Origin of the sequence: Candidatus Methanoperedens sp. BLZ2 (assembly GCF_002487355.1) — an archaeon.
In the GTDB taxonomy this organism is placed as follows: Archaea; Halobacteriota; Methanosarcinia; order Methanosarcinales; family Methanoperedenaceae; genus Methanoperedens.
On record NZ_NTMG01000037.1, the window covers coordinates 15,142 to 31,173 of the forward strand.

17 protein-coding genes are annotated in these 16,032 nt (G+C 43.4%); 12 read left to right on the plus strand and 5 right to left on the minus strand.

What is annotated here, in order from left to right:
- Window positions 1–37: 37 nt before the first annotated feature.
- On the plus strand, window positions 38–2,296 hold the full coding sequence (locus CL181_RS06155; RefSeq protein WP_097298427.1) for an ATP-dependent DNA helicase: 2,259 nt from the start codon (window positions 38–40) through the stop codon (window positions 2,294–2,296).
- A 41-nt stretch (window positions 2,297–2,337) separates the two neighbouring features.
- The gene (uppS, locus tag CL181_RS06160; protein WP_255251449.1) at window positions 2,338–3,282 is read left to right on the plus strand and encodes a polyprenyl diphosphate synthase; all 945 of its coding nucleotides are present in this window, start codon (window positions 2,338–2,340) and stop codon (window positions 3,280–3,282) included.
- 19 nt (window positions 3,283–3,301) lie between these two features.
- Here the strand turns inward: uppS and CL181_RS06165 are convergent, their stop codons facing one another.
- Window positions 3,302–3,955, minus strand: a complete 654-nt coding sequence (locus CL181_RS06165) for an undecaprenyl diphosphate synthase family protein (protein WP_097298428.1) — start codon at window positions 3,953–3,955, stop codon at window positions 3,302–3,304.
- A 61-nt stretch (window positions 3,956–4,016) separates the two neighbouring features.
- On the opposite strand from CL181_RS06165, the gene CL181_RS06170 reads away from it, so the two are divergent.
- The gene (locus tag CL181_RS06170; protein ID WP_097298429.1) at window positions 4,017–5,396 is read left to right on the plus strand and encodes a TIGR00297 family protein; all 1,380 of its coding nucleotides are present in this window, start codon (window positions 4,017–4,019) and stop codon (window positions 5,394–5,396) included.
- Here CL181_RS06170 and CL181_RS06175 read toward each other — a convergent pair.
- Window positions 5,391–7,904, minus strand: a complete 2,514-nt coding sequence (locus CL181_RS06175) for a DUF3656 domain-containing protein (RefSeq protein ID WP_097298430.1) — start codon at window positions 7,902–7,904, stop codon at window positions 5,391–5,393. The genes CL181_RS06170 and CL181_RS06175 overlap by 6 nt on opposite strands.
- 163 nt (window positions 7,905–8,067) lie before the next feature.
- Between CL181_RS06175 and CL181_RS06180 the strand changes: the two genes are divergently transcribed.
- Entirely contained in the window at window positions 8,068–8,388 is a 321-nt protein-coding gene (locus tag CL181_RS06180; RefSeq protein WP_097298431.1) for a hypothetical protein, read from the plus strand.
- Here CL181_RS06180 and CL181_RS06185 read toward each other — a convergent pair.
- A complete protein-coding gene (locus tag CL181_RS06185; protein WP_097298432.1) occupies window positions 8,385–8,672 on the minus strand; it encodes a hypothetical protein in 288 nt (95 codons plus the stop codon). The genes CL181_RS06180 and CL181_RS06185 overlap by 4 nt on opposite strands.
- Window positions 8,673–8,728: 56 nt before the next feature.
- Between CL181_RS06185 and CL181_RS20195 the strand changes: the two genes are divergently transcribed.
- From CL181_RS20195 to CL181_RS06195, 4 genes are read left to right on the plus strand one after another with little or no spacing between them, the layout of a single operon-like run.
- The gene (locus CL181_RS20195) at window positions 8,729–8,905 is read left to right on the plus strand and encodes a hypothetical protein (protein WP_176505094.1); all 177 of its coding nucleotides are present in this window, start codon (window positions 8,729–8,731) and stop codon (window positions 8,903–8,905) included.
- Window positions 8,875–9,000, plus strand: coding sequence for a hypothetical protein (locus tag CL181_RS21480; RefSeq protein WP_369332915.1), 126 nt, complete (start codon window positions 8,875–8,877; stop codon window positions 8,998–9,000). Before CL181_RS20195 ends, CL181_RS21480 begins: the two co-directional genes overlap by 31 nt.
- A gap of 1 nt (window position 9,001) precedes the next feature.
- Window positions 9,002–9,805: a Ku protein gene (locus tag CL181_RS06190; RefSeq protein WP_097298433.1), complete on the plus strand. Its 804-nt coding sequence runs from the start codon at window positions 9,002–9,004 to the stop codon at window positions 9,803–9,805.
- Window positions 9,802–10,317 (plus strand): DNA polymerase ligase N-terminal domain-containing protein, encoded by a 516-nt coding sequence (locus CL181_RS06195; protein WP_255251450.1) that lies wholly within the window; start codon window positions 9,802–9,804, stop codon window positions 10,315–10,317. Before CL181_RS06190 ends, CL181_RS06195 begins: the two co-directional genes overlap by 4 nt.
- A gap of 50 nt (window positions 10,318–10,367) precedes the next feature.
- Here CL181_RS06195 and CL181_RS21090 read toward each other — a convergent pair whose 3' ends face one another.
- On the minus strand, window positions 10,368–10,502 hold the full coding sequence (locus CL181_RS21090) for a hypothetical protein (RefSeq protein ID WP_255251451.1): 135 nt from the start codon (window positions 10,500–10,502) through the stop codon (window positions 10,368–10,370).
- A gap of 117 nt (window positions 10,503–10,619) precedes the next feature.
- Here CL181_RS21090 and CL181_RS06200 point away from each other — a divergent pair, with 117 nt between their 5' ends.
- Complete coding sequence (locus tag CL181_RS06200; RefSeq protein WP_217993103.1) at window positions 10,620–10,919, plus strand: PadR family transcriptional regulator; 300 nt, start codon at window positions 10,620–10,622, stop codon at window positions 10,917–10,919.
- Between the two features lie 117 nt (window positions 10,920–11,036).
- Here the strand turns inward: CL181_RS06200 and CL181_RS06205 are convergent, their stop codons facing one another.
- Complete coding sequence (locus CL181_RS06205; protein WP_097298435.1) at window positions 11,037–12,626, minus strand: FMN-binding glutamate synthase family protein; 1,590 nt, start codon at window positions 12,624–12,626, stop codon at window positions 11,037–11,039.
- Window positions 12,627–12,960: 334 nt separating this feature from the next.
- Here CL181_RS06205 and nuoE point away from each other — a divergent pair, with 334 nt between their 5' ends.
- Genes nuoE through CL181_RS06220 form a run of 3 tightly spaced genes read left to right on the plus strand, consistent with a single transcriptional unit; the run spans window position 12,961 to window position 16,017 of the window.
- Window positions 12,961–13,422, plus strand: coding sequence for an NADH-quinone oxidoreductase subunit NuoE (gene nuoE, locus CL181_RS06210; protein WP_097298436.1), 462 nt, complete (start codon window positions 12,961–12,963; stop codon window positions 13,420–13,422).
- A gap of 11 nt (window positions 13,423–13,433) precedes the next feature.
- A complete protein-coding gene (locus tag CL181_RS06215) occupies window positions 13,434–15,284 on the plus strand; it encodes an NADH-ubiquinone oxidoreductase-F iron-sulfur binding region domain-containing protein (protein ID WP_217993104.1) in 1,851 nt (616 codons plus the stop codon).
- A 4-nt stretch (window positions 15,285–15,288) separates the two neighbouring features.
- Window positions 15,289–16,017 (plus strand): 2Fe-2S iron-sulfur cluster-binding protein, encoded by a 729-nt coding sequence (locus tag CL181_RS06220; RefSeq protein WP_217993105.1) that lies wholly within the window; start codon window positions 15,289–15,291, stop codon window positions 16,015–16,017.
- Window positions 16,018–16,032 lie beyond the last annotated feature (15 nt).

Genomic DNA, 16,032 nt, shown 5'->3' on the forward strand with positions numbered 1-16,032 from the left:
ACAATCTATTTTTAACCTGAACTCATATTGTCAAAAAATGGCAAAGTTTGAATTGGCTGACGCGAAAATAAAAAAAGAGAAAATCATAAAAGAAAAAAGAATAAAAATAGCCGATCTCAACCTGCCAGCCCCTGTAAAACAATTTTACCTGGATTCGGGGATCCAATCACTCTATCCCCCGCAGTCGGCGGCCATTGATGCAGGGCTTCTTGAAGGAAAGAATATCGTGGCCGCCATCCCCACAGCCTCTGGTAAAACCCTCCTTGCAGAATTTGTCATGCTGCAATCGGTATTAAATGAAAATAAAAAAGGAAAAGCTCTCTATATAGTGCCTCTTCGCGCTCTTGCAAGCGAAAAGTACGAACGTTTCCGCAGTTTTGAGAGCATAAAGAAAAGCGACGGGTGTGGAGTTTTGGCAGGCATTGCCACGGGTGATTTTGATTCCAACGATGAATGGCTGGGTAATTTTGATATAATCGTTGCCACATCCGAAAAAGTTGATTCACTGCTTCGGAACAGGTCGCACTGGATTAATGAGATTACAGTAGTGATCGCAGATGAGGTGCATCTTATTGACTCGCCTGACCGCGGGCCAACACTTGAGATAGTACTTGCAAAATTGATGAAACAAAAACCCCGGTTAATAGCGCTTTCAGCAACTATCGGAAATGCCCGGGAAGTAGCAAAATGGCTTTCTGCAGAACTTGTTTTGAGTGAATGGCGCCCGATTGTACTAAAAGAAGGAGTCTTTTTCGGGAATGCCATTACTTTTGGGGACAGGAGCCAGCGTGAGGTCAAAGAATTCCATAGCGACAGCACCATATCACTTGTTGCCGATACTATAAAAGAGGGGGGACAGTGCCTTGTTTTTGAAAGCAGCAGGAAGAACACTGAAGGCATGGCAGGGCGCCTGGGTATTTCAATATCAAAACTTCTGGATAATGATACCAGGGAAAAACTAAAAAATCTCGCGGCAGAAGTTCATGAAACAAGTGAAGTGGATACTGCAAAAAAACTTGCGATGTGTGTCGCGAACGGGAGCGCATTCCATCATGCCGGTCTTATTTCAGAGCAGCGAAAGCTCATTGAAGGAGGATTTCGCAAAGGAATTATAAAAGTAATAGCAGCGACACCAACACTCGCAGCAGGGCTGAATCTTCCTGCGCGGCGGGTGATAATCAAAGGTTACAGGCGTTATGATGTGAATTTTGGTCAGGTTCCCATACCTGTTCTTGAATACAAGCAGATGGCAGGAAGAGCAGGAAGGCCGAAGCTTGACCCTTATGGTGAATCTGTCCTGGTTACAAAAACGTATGATGAACTGGATGAACTTATGGGACAGTATGTGCTTGCGGATGCCGAAAAAATATGGTCAAAACTTGGCTCTGAAAACGCATTGCGCACACACATCCTTTCTTTGATCGTTACAGGATTTGCACCAACTATGACTGAATTGCTGGAGTTCATGCGTGCTACTTTTTATTCCACCCAGCAGGAACCATGGAGCCTCAAAGTCGTGATTGATAATATAATACGTTTCCTTGCTGAGAAGAAGATGATCGTTCAAAAAGACGGGCTTTTTGCCACCCGTCTTGGAGAAATGGTTTCACGATTGTATATCGATCCGCTTTCAGCTTCATTGATGATCGAAGGGATGGAAAAGATAGAAGAAAAAGGCATGCAATTTACAGAAATGACGCTTCTGCATCTTATTGCCTCGACGCCCGATATGCGCCAGCTTTATCTGCGCTCAAATGATTACAACTGGCTAAGCGATCTTATCATGGACCACCATACCGAATTCGTACATATCCCGCCCCAGTTCAAAGTTGATTACGAATGGTTCCTCTCACAGGTAAAAACAGCATGCGTGATGCTTGACTGGATAAATGAGATAAAAGAAGAAGACATCGTAAAAAAATTCGGGATCGGAGAAGGGGATATCAGGGCGCTTTCAGAAACAACGCTCTGGCTTGTCCATTCAATGGCTGAACTTGGAACATTTCTCAAACGTTCATCGGCAGGCAAAGCAAGAGAACTTGAAAAACGTGTCGAGTATGGGGCAAGTCTGCAACTTCTTGATCTTATCCAGATCCGGGGCATAGGAAGGGTGCGCGCGCGCAAGTTATTTGATGCGGGAATAAGAGATATGGAGACGCTGCGGGCGCAAGAGCCGGATAAAGTTGCAAAGATCATAGGCACAAAAGTCGCGATAAAAGTCTTAAAGCAGATAGGTGCCGCTCCCCCACCAGAAGAAAAATCGGAAGAACAACGCAAACTTCATGACTTTGGGTAAATTTAAATACTTCTCATACCCTAAGTGAGTCGAGTGATAAATTGAATTTAACGGGATTATTGTATAGTGGTTATGAGGTATTACTTGCCAGGGAAATAAAGGACAAGCCTGTTCCTGAGCATGTTGCTATTATAATGGACGGCAACAGGAGGTTTGCAAGAAATCGGGGCCTGGCACAATATTACGGCCATTTCAAGGGAGCAGACACTACAGAAAAAGTCCTTGACTGGAGTTTTGACCTCGGAATTAAGCAGCTTACTGTATATGCTTTTTCAACAGAGAATTTCGAGAGGGATGAGATTGAGAAAAACAGGCTTTTTGAACTTATCGGGATCAAGTTCGATAAAATATGTACAGATGAGCGTACGCATAAACGCCGGATGAGGGTAAGGGTCCTTGGTAATATAGACCTGCTGCCGCCAGCATTAAAATCATCTGCAAAACATGCTGAGGAAATAACAAGGAATTACGATGGCGTATATCTGAATGTGGCTCTTGCTTATGGGGGACGGCAGGAACTTGTGGATGCGGCGCGAAAGATGGCCGGCAAGGTCAAAAATGGCGAATTATCTATAAAAGATATTAATGAGGAGACTATTTCTAATAATTTATATCCTTCAAGCGGTTCGGTTCCGTATGTGGATCTTATTATCAGGACAGGAGGAGATGAAAGGATTTCCAATTTCCTTCCATGGCAGGCCAACGGCAATGAGTGCGCCGCATATTTTTGCGCTCCGTTCTGGCCTGAGTTTCGAAGGATTGACCTTCTTCGCGCCATTCGCACGTTCCAGACACGAGAGCATGAAAGACAAAAGAATACCATTATACGGGTTGTGAAACTTTTAAGCTATTATGGTATGGTGGAAGTGGAAGACGTCATTCGAATATCGAGGAGATCCATAACGATCCCGAAGGAAGAAGTTGTAAAGATACTTCATGAACTTGCACGCCGTAATGTGGTATTAAATAACATGATCAAGTGGTAATTTTTTTAATTTTAACGGATCATTTCCCGAATCTTCTTTTCCGTTTCTGAAAATCCCTCAACACCCTCAGGAAGTCAACTTTCCTGAAATCCAGCCAGTTGACATCTGTAAAATAAAGTTCAGAATAAACAGACTGCCAGATAAGAAAATCAGTCAATCTTTTTCCTCCTGCCCGGATAACAATATCAGGCTCCGATTTAAATAATAAATGGGATTCGATCACATCTTCATTTATATTATCAGGAGCTAAGTTCCCCTCTTTTACCTGGAACATGACCTCTTTCAATGCCCTTGTCAATTCATATTTTCCGCTGTAACCAAGTGATATATCAATAACCATATCTTCTGTTTTGTGTTTACTTATTTCTTTGTCCCCTCTTTTAATGATATTAATATTTGGTGTGATATTTTTAAGTGCTGGCGGAATTTCTGTTGATAGTTTATTGCAGATTTTATTGCTGATGTGGGTATCCACTTCGATTATATTAATATAAACAGTAACGGTCTTTACTCCGGTCTCTTTGCACCAGGACGTAAATGAATTTAATTTCAGATAATCCGTATCTGCAAAAAGATCACTTTCAAAAAGTGCAAGAACAATATGATCCGGAACATTCATTTCTTTTATCTTTGTCTTAAGTTTCCATTCATATAATTTTGAGATAAATCCCATCGCCCTTTTATTGGAGTATAAGGATAAAGTATTTGCCTGTAAATACCATTTCTGTGAACAAATGATGCCAACAAAGGAATATGAGAAACAAATCAATTATATTCTTCTTGGATTGCTGGTTCTGTTTTTTCCGTTTTTCAATACAAATATTTTCCTGTTAGCCCTTTTGTTTTTTATTGCAGCGATCATTCTTTCATTTGTCCCTGCTGATTCGCAATTTTTCCGATTCTTTGCGAGAGAATCAGACCGCAAAGCAGGGAAGCTTGTCAGTATGATACAGCTATTCCTGACGACGGGATTTCTCCTGGCGATCAGCCTTGTGATCGGGGTAGATATTGCAGGAGTGTATAAATTCCCACTATTTATTATAGGGTCTGCTTTTGTTATTACAACATTTGGTGATGGCATTGCGGATATCATCCATATTATTGAAAAAGAAAAAAAAAAGACCGGGGATGATAAGCAAAGTAATCTTAAATTTTATTCTGCAAAATCAAGTATCATTTTCCTGATTTCAGGGAGTATATTTGCTTTATTTATAGGGGGATGGATATCCGGTTTCACTTTATATGTTCCTGTTGGGATGCTGATATTTCTTTCTGTGATCGGAACCCTTACTGGCGCCCTTCTTGAATCCATGACAAAGGATGAAGATAATATTGTGATCCCTTTTGGCTCAGCCATGGTAATGTGGCTTTTTTATATGTTCGGATATAATGTAGATGCTTTTTATCTTATGAAGGTGCTCGTATTTTCGTTCGTTCTCGGTTATCTTTCCTACAGGGCACATGTTGCAGACGTATCTGCCATGCTTTCTGCAACATTGCTCGGGGTAGTGATAATAATATCAAGTGATGTTAACTGGTTTTTTATGCTTCTTGCTTTTTTCCTGCTTGGCAGCGTGTTTACCCGTTATAAATACAATTTTAAACTGGCCAGGGGGATCGCCGAAGGAAAAGGAGGGGTCAGAGGGTATAAGAATGTATTTTCCAACTCACTGGCAGGTCTTACGCTTGCCATAGCATATGGGATTTTCCCCTGGCATGGGCAGGTCCTGCTGGCAGCTTATATGGGATCAGTGGCAACAGCATGCGGTGATACCCTGGCAAGCGAGATAGGTGAGACCTATAAAGGAGAGCCAAGGATGATCACAACATTCAAAAAAACAAAGCCTGGAACAGATGGGGCAGTCTCGATTTTGGGTGAAGGGGCGGCATTTTTCGGGGCATTAGTAATTGCCCTTCTGGCTTTTATTCTGGTACCTATAGACCTTTCCCTTGTATTGATCGTGACAGCAGGAGGATTTATCGGTACGAACATTGATAGCCTGCTTGGCGCAACTCTTCAGCAAAAAGGCTATCTCACAAATAACGGGGTAAATCTTGCTGCAACTATTTCAGGAGCGATTGTTTCAGGCCTGCTTTATTATGTATTTTTATAAAATACCCCTGAAGTAATGACCTGTAGTATGCTCACCGCATTGTTTTCCATTTCCATTCTCCCGCTCGCTAACAGCATCATCGATCGCCTCCCTGTATTCTTTCGTGATTTTTCCCGTCTTCTTTGCATCATATGTTCCTGCTTCTATCCTGAGGCAGCTAACACCTGCTTTTATTATATCGGGGACAGATCCAAGCAAACATAACTCGCGGGAATTCATAATATTAGTACGATTATGTGTGTCGGTCATGACCGGGAATTTAAACCCTTTTTCATCTTTCAGGAAAATATCTCCCGTCTTTTCTCCTGAAAAAAGACTTCCTGTGAGGTTATGCTCTGATACCATTAGCGGAAAAAAACCATGCACGATGCATTCTGCAGGCCCGGACTGCGCAAGCTCTCTTATTTCATTCAGGGTAAGTTCCGGCGATAATGTCGCTCTCTGGCTGAAATTCAAAAAATGATCTAAAGCCTGCCTGTTAAAGATGTTGAGTGGATAATCAATAACAATTGGCTTATTGACAAAATTTGTCCGGAGGTGATACAGAACGCCCAGATTCCCGACAAGGAAACCATCTGCTGTTTCAACTGGATCTTTGCCGTTCGGATTCGATTGGAAATCGGAAATTTCAAGCTCTTTTAAATCTTTTACTATCCGCGGGGTGTTAATCAGTACTTTAACACCTTTAGTATGCGCATATTCAATTGCCTCACTGTATTTCTCTTTAGCAACAAATCTGCGTTCATCTGCGTCCCGATTACCCTTCGGGAGCGGGAATCCACGTATGCCCTGCTGGCATGCGTGTCTGCGCCCTTCCGAGGCGCGATTCGGAATATGCGGTTTGTTTTCTTTTCCAAACCTGGTATCCTTAAATGCTTCTTCTCCAAGGTAAATAACATCAGCGCCGCCATCAACCGCAGCTTTGAGGCCGTCAACAGAACCCACATTGACGGATAATATCGGCTTGATATCAAACTTTCGTGTTCCGAAAGATATCTTCGGTTCACTGCATTCTCTTTTCCATTTCATTGCGCGGATTTTCATAAGCTTCTCGATCGCCTGCCTGCGGACTGAGTTCAATTCGGAAACGGGAATGAAAATATTCTTATCAATTTCAAAATCCACCTCTTTCGCTTCAAAAATAGTGCCCCCAAGCTTTATTAACTGTTCAGCGATAGAGCTTTTGGAAACTGGTGTTGTTTTTGCCGGATTTACTATATCTCCCCTCATCGTAACTTTATTTTCACCGTCATCGATCAGGAGTCCAAGCAGCTCACCGATTCTTGCCTTAAAGGACATTTTTATCGGGATTTTCCCGGCATTGCCAGCTTCCAGTGATGCCATGAGCTTGCTATCATAAGTCTTGAAAACAACTTCATCCTCTGAAACTTCAATATCAAGAGGTATTTTTACAGTAGAACCCGGGGCGGCTTCCGTGGCAATTTTGCTGCCAATATAAATATTCCTGACCGTAATTCCTGTTTCCCGGTTCCCTATACCTATGCCGTCACCCATTCTTAGCGGTGCCCTGAGATTTATTGAAACCAATTTTGTACGTGAATCATAATCAACCGTTTTTCCAAGCAATGTCCCGCGGTTATGCGGGTATTTCCGGCTCATTAATTCGTTGCCCGGATTCCCGAAAAAGTACCCCGTTGTGAATTCCCTGTTGAACAATTGAAGCAGTATGTGTTTTTCATCTTTTGTTACCCGGAAATCCGCGGGTGCGGCAAGGTACCTGTCTATGAGTTTCCGGTAAACACGAACCACTCCTGCAACATATTCGGGGCGCTTCATCCGTCCTTCGATCTTGAATGAATCAATGCCAGCATCCAGAAGCGCGCCGATATGCTCGCTCATGTTGAGGTCTTTTGGACTTAATAAGTATCCTTCGGCTTCACCGATCCTGTATTTTTTCCTGCACGGCTGGGCGCAGTAACCGCGGTTCCCGCTTCGTCCTCCTATCATGCTGCTCAATAAGCATTGGCCTGAATATGAAAAACATAATGCGCCGTGAATAAAAGTTTCAATTTCGATCGAAGTTTGTGATTTGATACGGGAAATCTCATCAATCGACATTTCGCGCGCAAGAACCACGCGCTTTACGCCCATTTCCTGGAGGAACTTCACTCCTTCAATATTGTGGATCGTCATCTGGGTGCTGGCATGTACCGGAAGGGCTGGAAGCTGCTCCCGAAGCAGGCGCAGGATTCCAATATCCTGGACGATGACCGCATCTGTGCCTGCGCTGCACAGAAATTGCAGATATTCACCTGCTTTTTCAAGTTCTGTATCCTTTACCAGCGTATTAACGGTCACATATGCCCTGGCTCCCCGGATATGCGCATAATCAATAGCCCATTCGATTTCCTCATTCGTGAAGTTGTATGCAAACTGCCGCGCGCTAAAAAGCGTCCCTCCAAAGTACATAGCGTCAGCTCCGTTCTCGATTGCTGCGATTAGCGCCTCTTTGCTGCCAACTGGAGCCAGTAATTCAGGTTTGTGCATATAATGGGGTAATATAATGTGCAGAGTTTAAAAAGTAATTGAGCTTTAAATGAAACCAATAATAGATATTCACTTAAAATCACTCGATATATCGAGAAAACCTACAACTAAATATATATATCTGCAAAAGAATATTCAGTATAGAAAAAACAGAGGTGGATGAATGGACACTAAGGATATCTCACTTGCAGTGATAATGACACTGTCTTCAGTTGTATTGACTATTAAATGGTTGACACGTCTTGGCAATCCTGCCGACCCCGTGATCATATTAGCAGCAGTTCTTTTAATTGGTTCTCTTGCAGCAATGATATTGCTGCTTGATGGAAGATTAAGAAATATTGAAGAAGCCATTGATACGAAGGAACGCTCATTAAGGATAAACATCCAGGGAGTTGAAGATCATCTTGATAAGAAGATGGATGCTTTTGTCCAGAAAACAGAGGATAAGATCGGTGAATTCTCAAAGAGGATATATCGCTAAAAAGCATCCCTGACCATTAAAAATATTTTTTCAAGGAAGATCCGGGCCTCATCCGTGTTCCGGATTCTCCTGATATCTACCCTTCCGCTCTTATATAACATCACGCTTTTTCCTTCAAGTTCAAAACGGGCAACACCAAGATTTAACGAGCATTTTAACTCATTAGCCCCGGTTTCCCGCAGGATATCGCATAATTTTTCCATAACGAATTGTTTTCCGAAATTACATTCCGCGATATATCGGGTGGGATCTTCAACACAGGGGCGTGAAAGCCGGATTTCCATGAAGGATGTCTATAGTGAAAAGAATATAAGAACCCTGCCATAAAGATAAAACTATAGTGGACGAACTAACGAAAGTATCATTCACAAATCTGGACAAGGTCCTCTATCCGGAGCTGGGATTGAAAAAATCCCGTATCATCAAATACTATATTGAGATCGCCCCCAGGATGCTCGGGTTCCTGAAGCAACAGTATCTACACCTATTGAATGGAAGGAACTTAAGAAAGGATTAAGACCTGAGGAGTTCAATATATTTACTATCTCAGAAAGAAAGAACGATCCCTGGGAGGGGTTACTGGAAAATAAGCAGGCATTGGAAGTGGGATAGAATGGAAGATGATCAAGATCAGGACACAACTAAACTCTCTGGCAGGCCCATCTGGAGCGGCAGTATCACAATAGGGCTTGTCAACGTACCGGTCAAGGTCTATACAATGATCCGTGACAGGGCATTTTCATTCAGGCTTTTACACAATGAGGATGGACAGCCCTTGAAATATGAACGGGTCTGCACAAAGGATAATAAAGTGGTTGATTGGAAAAATACTGCAAAGGGGTATGAAATACGAAAGAATGAGTTTATTGTTTTCAAAAAGGAGGAACTGGATGCCATAAGACCTGAATCGGACCAGAGGATCAGGCTTGATAAATTTATCAGTTTACTTTCAATTGATCCGGTGTATTTTGAAAAGTCTTACATCCTTGCGCCTGATAATGATACCGATGCCTACAGCCTGCTGATGACAGCGATCCGGCAGGAGGGCAAAGCAGGAATGGGAACGATGACTATGAGAACAAAGGAATACCCGGTTGTTGTGTATGAATACAAGGGGGCTTTGATCCTGACAACCCTGCGCTATGCTGACGAGGTAGCTAATCCAGGCGATATAGAAGACTTTTCAAAACTGAAAAAACCTTCGCAAAAAGAAATTGAACTGGCCACAAGGATTATTCAGGGACTATCCGGGGAATTTAATATAGCCGAATACAGGGACAGTTACAGGGAAAAAATGGAACAGCTCATAGAAACGAAGCTGAAGGGAGGGGCTGTTGTTGCCCGGGTTCCGAAGAAAGAGGAAGTCAAGGAATTGATGGTAGCACTTCAGGAGACGATCAAAAAACTGGGCAAATGAAACAATATAAACCAATGCTTGCCAGACTGGCAGAAGCGCCATTTTCTTCTGATGATTACATGGAAAAAAGGGATTTTAGCATGACACCTGAGCCTCCAATGGTGCATGAAAAGGAAAGGTGTATGGATACGGGTACGGATATTGATAAATCCTTTGTAGTCCAGGAACACCATGCGCGCAGGCTTCATTACGATCTGAGATTGGAAAAAGATGGAGTTCTCAAGAGCTGGGCGGTTCCTAAAGGTCCCCCGGAAATAAGCGGTGATAAAAGGCTTGCTGTCCAGGTGGAAGATCATCCGCTTGAATATGGTAAATTTGAAGGAATGATCCCTGAAGGGCAGTATGGGGCAGGAACTGTGAAGATATGGGATAAAGGATTTTATGAAACCATTTACTGGAAGGAGAATAAGATCGAGTTCATTGTAAAGGGAGAAAAAATGAAAGGAAGGTATGTGCTTGTAAAATTCAAGAAAGCAGGGGAAAAAAACTGGTTGTTATTCAAAGGGAATTGACAACACTTTTTACAGGATACCGGAGCGCCGGATGACCAAAAGATGCTGCATCAGCAGCATCCTTTGAAATCTTTGCACATTTTAGCGCATTCTTCAGTACATTTTACGTTGAATCCGTCATCTGTACATTCAATGGTTGCAACCTCTTTTCCGTCGCTTGTTATTTTGAATTCCCTGGTTTTCATTTCTTTTCACCTCCTCCGTAATATCGGATATACGATAATAAGGCGTTCAAATATTTAATTGTATCGGTTATCCGATATAAACCAACCTTTTTATACATTGTACCCAATATAATATTCATGAATTGCTGCGATATGAAAGGGTTTTTGTCCTACCTGATACTGTGGATATTAAGCAAGAAGAAGATGAATGGGGCCCAGATATCCAGGGAACTGGAAATAAGAAGAGGCACAAAACCGAGCCCCGGGACGCTATATCCTGCATTAAAAGAGCTTAAGGATAAGGGTTTGGTAGAATCTGATGAAAATAAATACTATTCTTTAACTGATAAAGGAAAAATAGAATTGAATTCTGCCTGCAATTTCTTCTGCAAGGCATTTTATGATATGAAAGAAATGTCTAACTGCTGTGAGCGATAATCTCGCATATTATCAGATACCCTGCCATCGGATGGAAGTATTTTTTACTGATTTATAAAAATTATAGAACGCAGATAGATCATTAATCAAAAAATCCATCTGCCACTACTTTTTTATTTATTCGTCCAGAATTGCTTCTGCAACGTCCCTGTATGCATTCATCACATACGGAATGCCTGAAACTTTTGATGCGTCTTCTGTCAGTGCCATTATATCCTGGCGCCCGATAGTTGAAACATTGAACCTGCGTGAGCCTGCCATCAATTGCTGCAAGCCTGTCCTGAATTTCTGCGCATATGTGTAGATGCCAATTGCACCGAGTGGAAGGTTCTTTATATCATCACCGAAGCGATCCGCGAGTTCTTCATAGCAAACGAAGATCTCTTCAGGCCTGCTTCCGAACTCGGAAACGGTCTTGGGGAGGTCGCCATTTTTAATCCACTGTCCGATATTCTTGCCTACGAATCCGGGGATCATGAGTGCCCTTCCCATACATACTGCCTTGAAGTATGGTGCGCCCATTGCAAGGGCCTTGTAAACGCCGTCTTCACTTGAGAAGCCACCTGCCATTGCAAGGTCGGGTACTCTCATGCCTTTCTTGCTCATCTTTTCTGCGAACTCATAGATAAGTGACTGGAGATAGAATGTCGGGATACCCCATTCTTCCATCATGGGCCATGGGCTCATGCCTGTTCCGCCAGGTGCGCCGTCAATTGTGAGCAGGTCGATCTTTGCTTCCGAGCAGTATTTAAGTGCCATTGCTGCTTCAACCATGGAATAGGCGCCGGTCTTGAGTGTGACTCTCTTGAAACCAAGGTCACGCAGGCGGTCTACTTCATCAAAGAATCCTTCTTTTGTGACGAATCCGAGCCTTGAATGTCTCTCGAATTCTTTTATTGCCCCGTCCTTATATGCGGCCTTTATTGCGTGGTCTTCAGGGTCGGGAGTAACAATATACCCGCGTTTCTTAAGTTCAACTGCGCGCTCGATGCTATTGACTTTGATCTCTCCGCCAATGCATTTTGCGCCCTGTCCCCATTTTAACTCAATGGTATCAAGGTCATGTTTTGATGAGACATATTCGGCAACACCGAGTCTTGTATCTTCAACATTCATCTGGACAAGGATTTCGCCAAAGCCTTCATGATATTTATTATAAGTTGTAATTCTTCGGTCCATCTCAGGTGAATTCTTGATCTTCTTGTTGCTGTCAAGAACAAGTCCGGGATCGATTCCGCATACGTTCTCACCGCATACAAGGGTGATTCCAGATATTGCAGCGCCAGCTGCAAAGTGTTCCCAGTTTTTGCGTGCGATCTCTGTTGAGCCAAGCGCTCCTGTGAAGATCGGGACTTTCATCCTTACTTTCTTATCCCAGCCATATTCGGTCTCAGTATTTACGATTGGGAACCTGGCGGTATCCGGATTTGCATCTTCGCCTTCCGGAAGTCCCCATGCGCCCACTGCATAACCCTGGATATTAAGGTGTGAGTAATCTATAGGGTAGTTCTTGTCTGCTCCTGCAGTCATTGTTCCATAAGGTCCCGGATAGATCACTTCTCGGCCTCTGAATGAGGATTTGAAGATTTCGCAATTCCCGCGGCATCCGTCAAGACATCGTGTGCATATCCCTGACATCGGGGATACGCTCTTTGATCGATTATATGTCTGTGTCGCTTCATTCGCATTTGGTTGTCTAAGATTCATATTTTTTCTCCAAGTTGGTTTTTTTGAAGAAAACTCCATTAAATTGAAGAGAGTTCTTCCACACATTGTAAACTTTGATTCAGCGTTCTTTCAAAAAACGCCCGGAAGCGGAAGGGTGTTTCCTCTATTTAAATATTACGCTAACGGAAACGGAAAGTTGTTTCCTTTATATAAACATTATGTTATTTTGATTAAACTACCTGAATTTAAATAGTATCTAATCGGTAGGGATGAGCGTATGAGACTCTATCAGCAGTCTCAAAATCATTAATTATTCCTGAAAAACCGATTGAAAATATCAACAGGATATTAATAGGGATAGAGGAGGAATCACATGAAAATTGATGAATCCAAACTGGATTCAATAATAAATGAATATAATGGCGAAAAGGGTTCGTTAATATCAATATTACAGGACATACAGGCCCAATACCAGTACCTGCCGCGTGAAGCGATGGATCATGTGGCGAAGCGATTGAAAATTCCCAGGGTGCAGGTTTTTGGTGTTGCAACTTTCTTCAAGGCATTCAGTCTAAAACCCAAAGGCAAACAGCAGATACATGTGTGTATGGGTACTGCCTGCCACGTCAGGGGTTCAAGAATGGTCCTGGAAGAACTGGAACGCAAGCTGGGGATCAAAGCTGGTGATACAACGGCGGATAATGAATATACACTTGAGACAGTTAACTGCGTTGGAGCATGTGCCCTGGGTCCTGTAGTTGTCAAGAACGAAGAATACCGCGGGCAGATGACTCCTATTAAGGTAGAGAGCCTGCTTGGTTCAAAAAAGACCTGAGGGTGAGCTCATTGAAATTATCATCGGAAAAAGAACTTGAAGACCTGCGTAATGAAATCATTTCCGAAAGGGATCCGGATAAGCCATGCATTGCGGTATGCGGCGGAACTGGTTGTCATGCCAGCGGGTGCAGTAATGTGGCCCGGGAGATACAGGCCGAATTAGACTCAAAAAACCTGAAAGATAAAGTAGATCTCAGGATAACCGGATGTCATGGATTTTGTGAAAGGGGTCCTATCGTAATTGTGTTTCCGGAAGGGATTTTTTATCAGAAAGTCATTCCCACGGATGTAAAAGAGATCATTGCCAGCACGGTAGAAAATGGAAAGATCGTTGATAAATTGCTTTATCAAGACCCTGTTAGCGGTAAAAAAAAGGTCCATGTAGAAGAAATAACTTTTTATCATAAACAGAATCGTCTTCTTCTTGAAAATAACACAAGAGTTGACCCCGCACAAATTAAAGATTACCTGGCAATAAAAGGTTATAGCGCCCTGGCAAAGGTACTGGGAACAATGACACCTGAGGCCGTGATTGATGTGGTCAAAAAATCCGGTCTTCGGGGCCGTGGCGGAGGCGGTTTCCCTACAGGACGAAAATGGGAATCAACCCGCGATGCACAGGGAGATATAAAATATGTAATATGCAATGCTGACGAAGGCGATCCGGGAGCATATATGGACAGGAGCATACTTGAAGGAAATCCTCACAGTGTTCTTGAAGGCATGATAATAGGCGCCTTTGCCATTGGTTCGAACGAAGGTTACGTATATGTCAGGAATGAATATCCTCTTGCAGTTTCAAATATATCGGTCGCTATCAAACAGGCCAGGGAATTAGGCTTTTTGGGAGAGAATATTCTTGGTTCGGGATTCAGCTTTGATGTGAAATTGAACAGGGGCGGCGGGGCATTCGTATGCGGTGAATCCACGGCCCTTATGGCATCCCTTGAAGGCAAACCCGGTGAGCCAAGGGCCAAATACATCCATACTTCAGAGAAAGGATTGTGGGACAAACCCTCCAACCTGAATAACGTGGAGACCTGGGCGAATGTGCCCATGATAATAAACAATGGATATGAATGGTATTCGGCCATAGGAACCGAATCCAGCAAAGGGACAAAGGTATTCAGTCTCGTAGGAAAAATTAACAATACAGGTCTTGTAGAAGTCCCCATGGGTATGAGCCTTCGTGAGATCATTTTTGACATCGGCGGCGGGATCCCTGGCGGCAAGTCCTTCAAAGCCGTTCAAACCGGAGGACCCAGTGGAGGCTGCATCCCGGAAAGCCTGATAGACATGCCAGTTGATTACGAACGGTTAACAGAAGTCGGGTCAATGATGGGTTCCGGGGGGATGATCGTGATGGACGAGGATACCTGCATGGTGGATCTTGCAAAGTACTTCACGAACTTCCTCCAGGAAGAATCCTGCGGCAAATGCGTACCGTGCCGTGAAGGATTGAGGCGCATGGGTGAGATACTAAAAGACATTACGCAGGGTAAAGGCAGCATGGAAGACCTTTCACTTATCGAAGACCTGGCAGGAATGTTAAAAGATGCTTCCCTTTGCGCGCTTGGCACAACTGCGGCAAATCCCGTAATGTCCACCCTGAAATATTTCAGGGACGAATATATTGCACATATCAGCGACCACAAATGCCCCGCAGGTGTATGCAGGGAACTTATTACATACGGTATCGATCCCGATAACTGCACTGGCTGCGGACTTTGTAAGAAGAACTGCCCTTCAGGTGCTATCAGCGGTGAAAGGAAACATACTCATGTACTGGATACCGGAAAGTGCATTAAATGCGGCATCTGCTATAATGTTTGTAAGTTCGAAGCTGTGAGGAAGGAGTGATATAATGTCAAAAAAATCTGAAAAACCAAGAGGAGAAATGGTTTCTTTTATGTTAAACGGAGCCCGGGTGCAGGCAGACCCGAAATGGAGCCTTCTTGAAGCCATACGGTTCTACGGTATAAACATCCCGACCCTGTGCTATGACGAGGGGCTTACGCCTTACGGCGTATGCAGGATGTGCGTTGTAGAAGCAGGAAATGAGAACAGGGCAAAACTTGTGGCTTCCTGCATGCATCCTGTTACGGAAGGGCTTAATGTGCGAACCCACAGCAGCAGGGTGCTAAAGACCAGGAAAATGATACTTGAACTTCTTATCGCACGATGTCCTAGTTCCAAGAAACTGCAGGATATGGCTGCAATGCTGGAACTGAAGGAAGTCAGGTTCGATCCATTGAATGACGACTGTATCCTGTGCGGCCTGTGTGTAAGAATGTGCGAGGAGCAGATGGCCGCAAAAGCAATAGGATATGCAGGCCGCGGGTCGGATCGTTATATTACGACGCCTTTTGACATGACATCAGAGGAATGCCGCAAATGCGGAGCATGCATGTATATCTGCCCTGTATGCGAACTTCGCTGCCAGGGGCCGCAAGCAGAGACGACTCTTTGCAGCGGGTGCATCAATACTGAGCCTGTATGCGCCCCCAGGTACGGTGAAGCCATGTGCTTTATGGTCCCGTGCCTGTCGTGTCTAAAAAAAAAAAAAAAAAAAAAACCTGAGGACGAAAAATAAAATAATGAATAAACT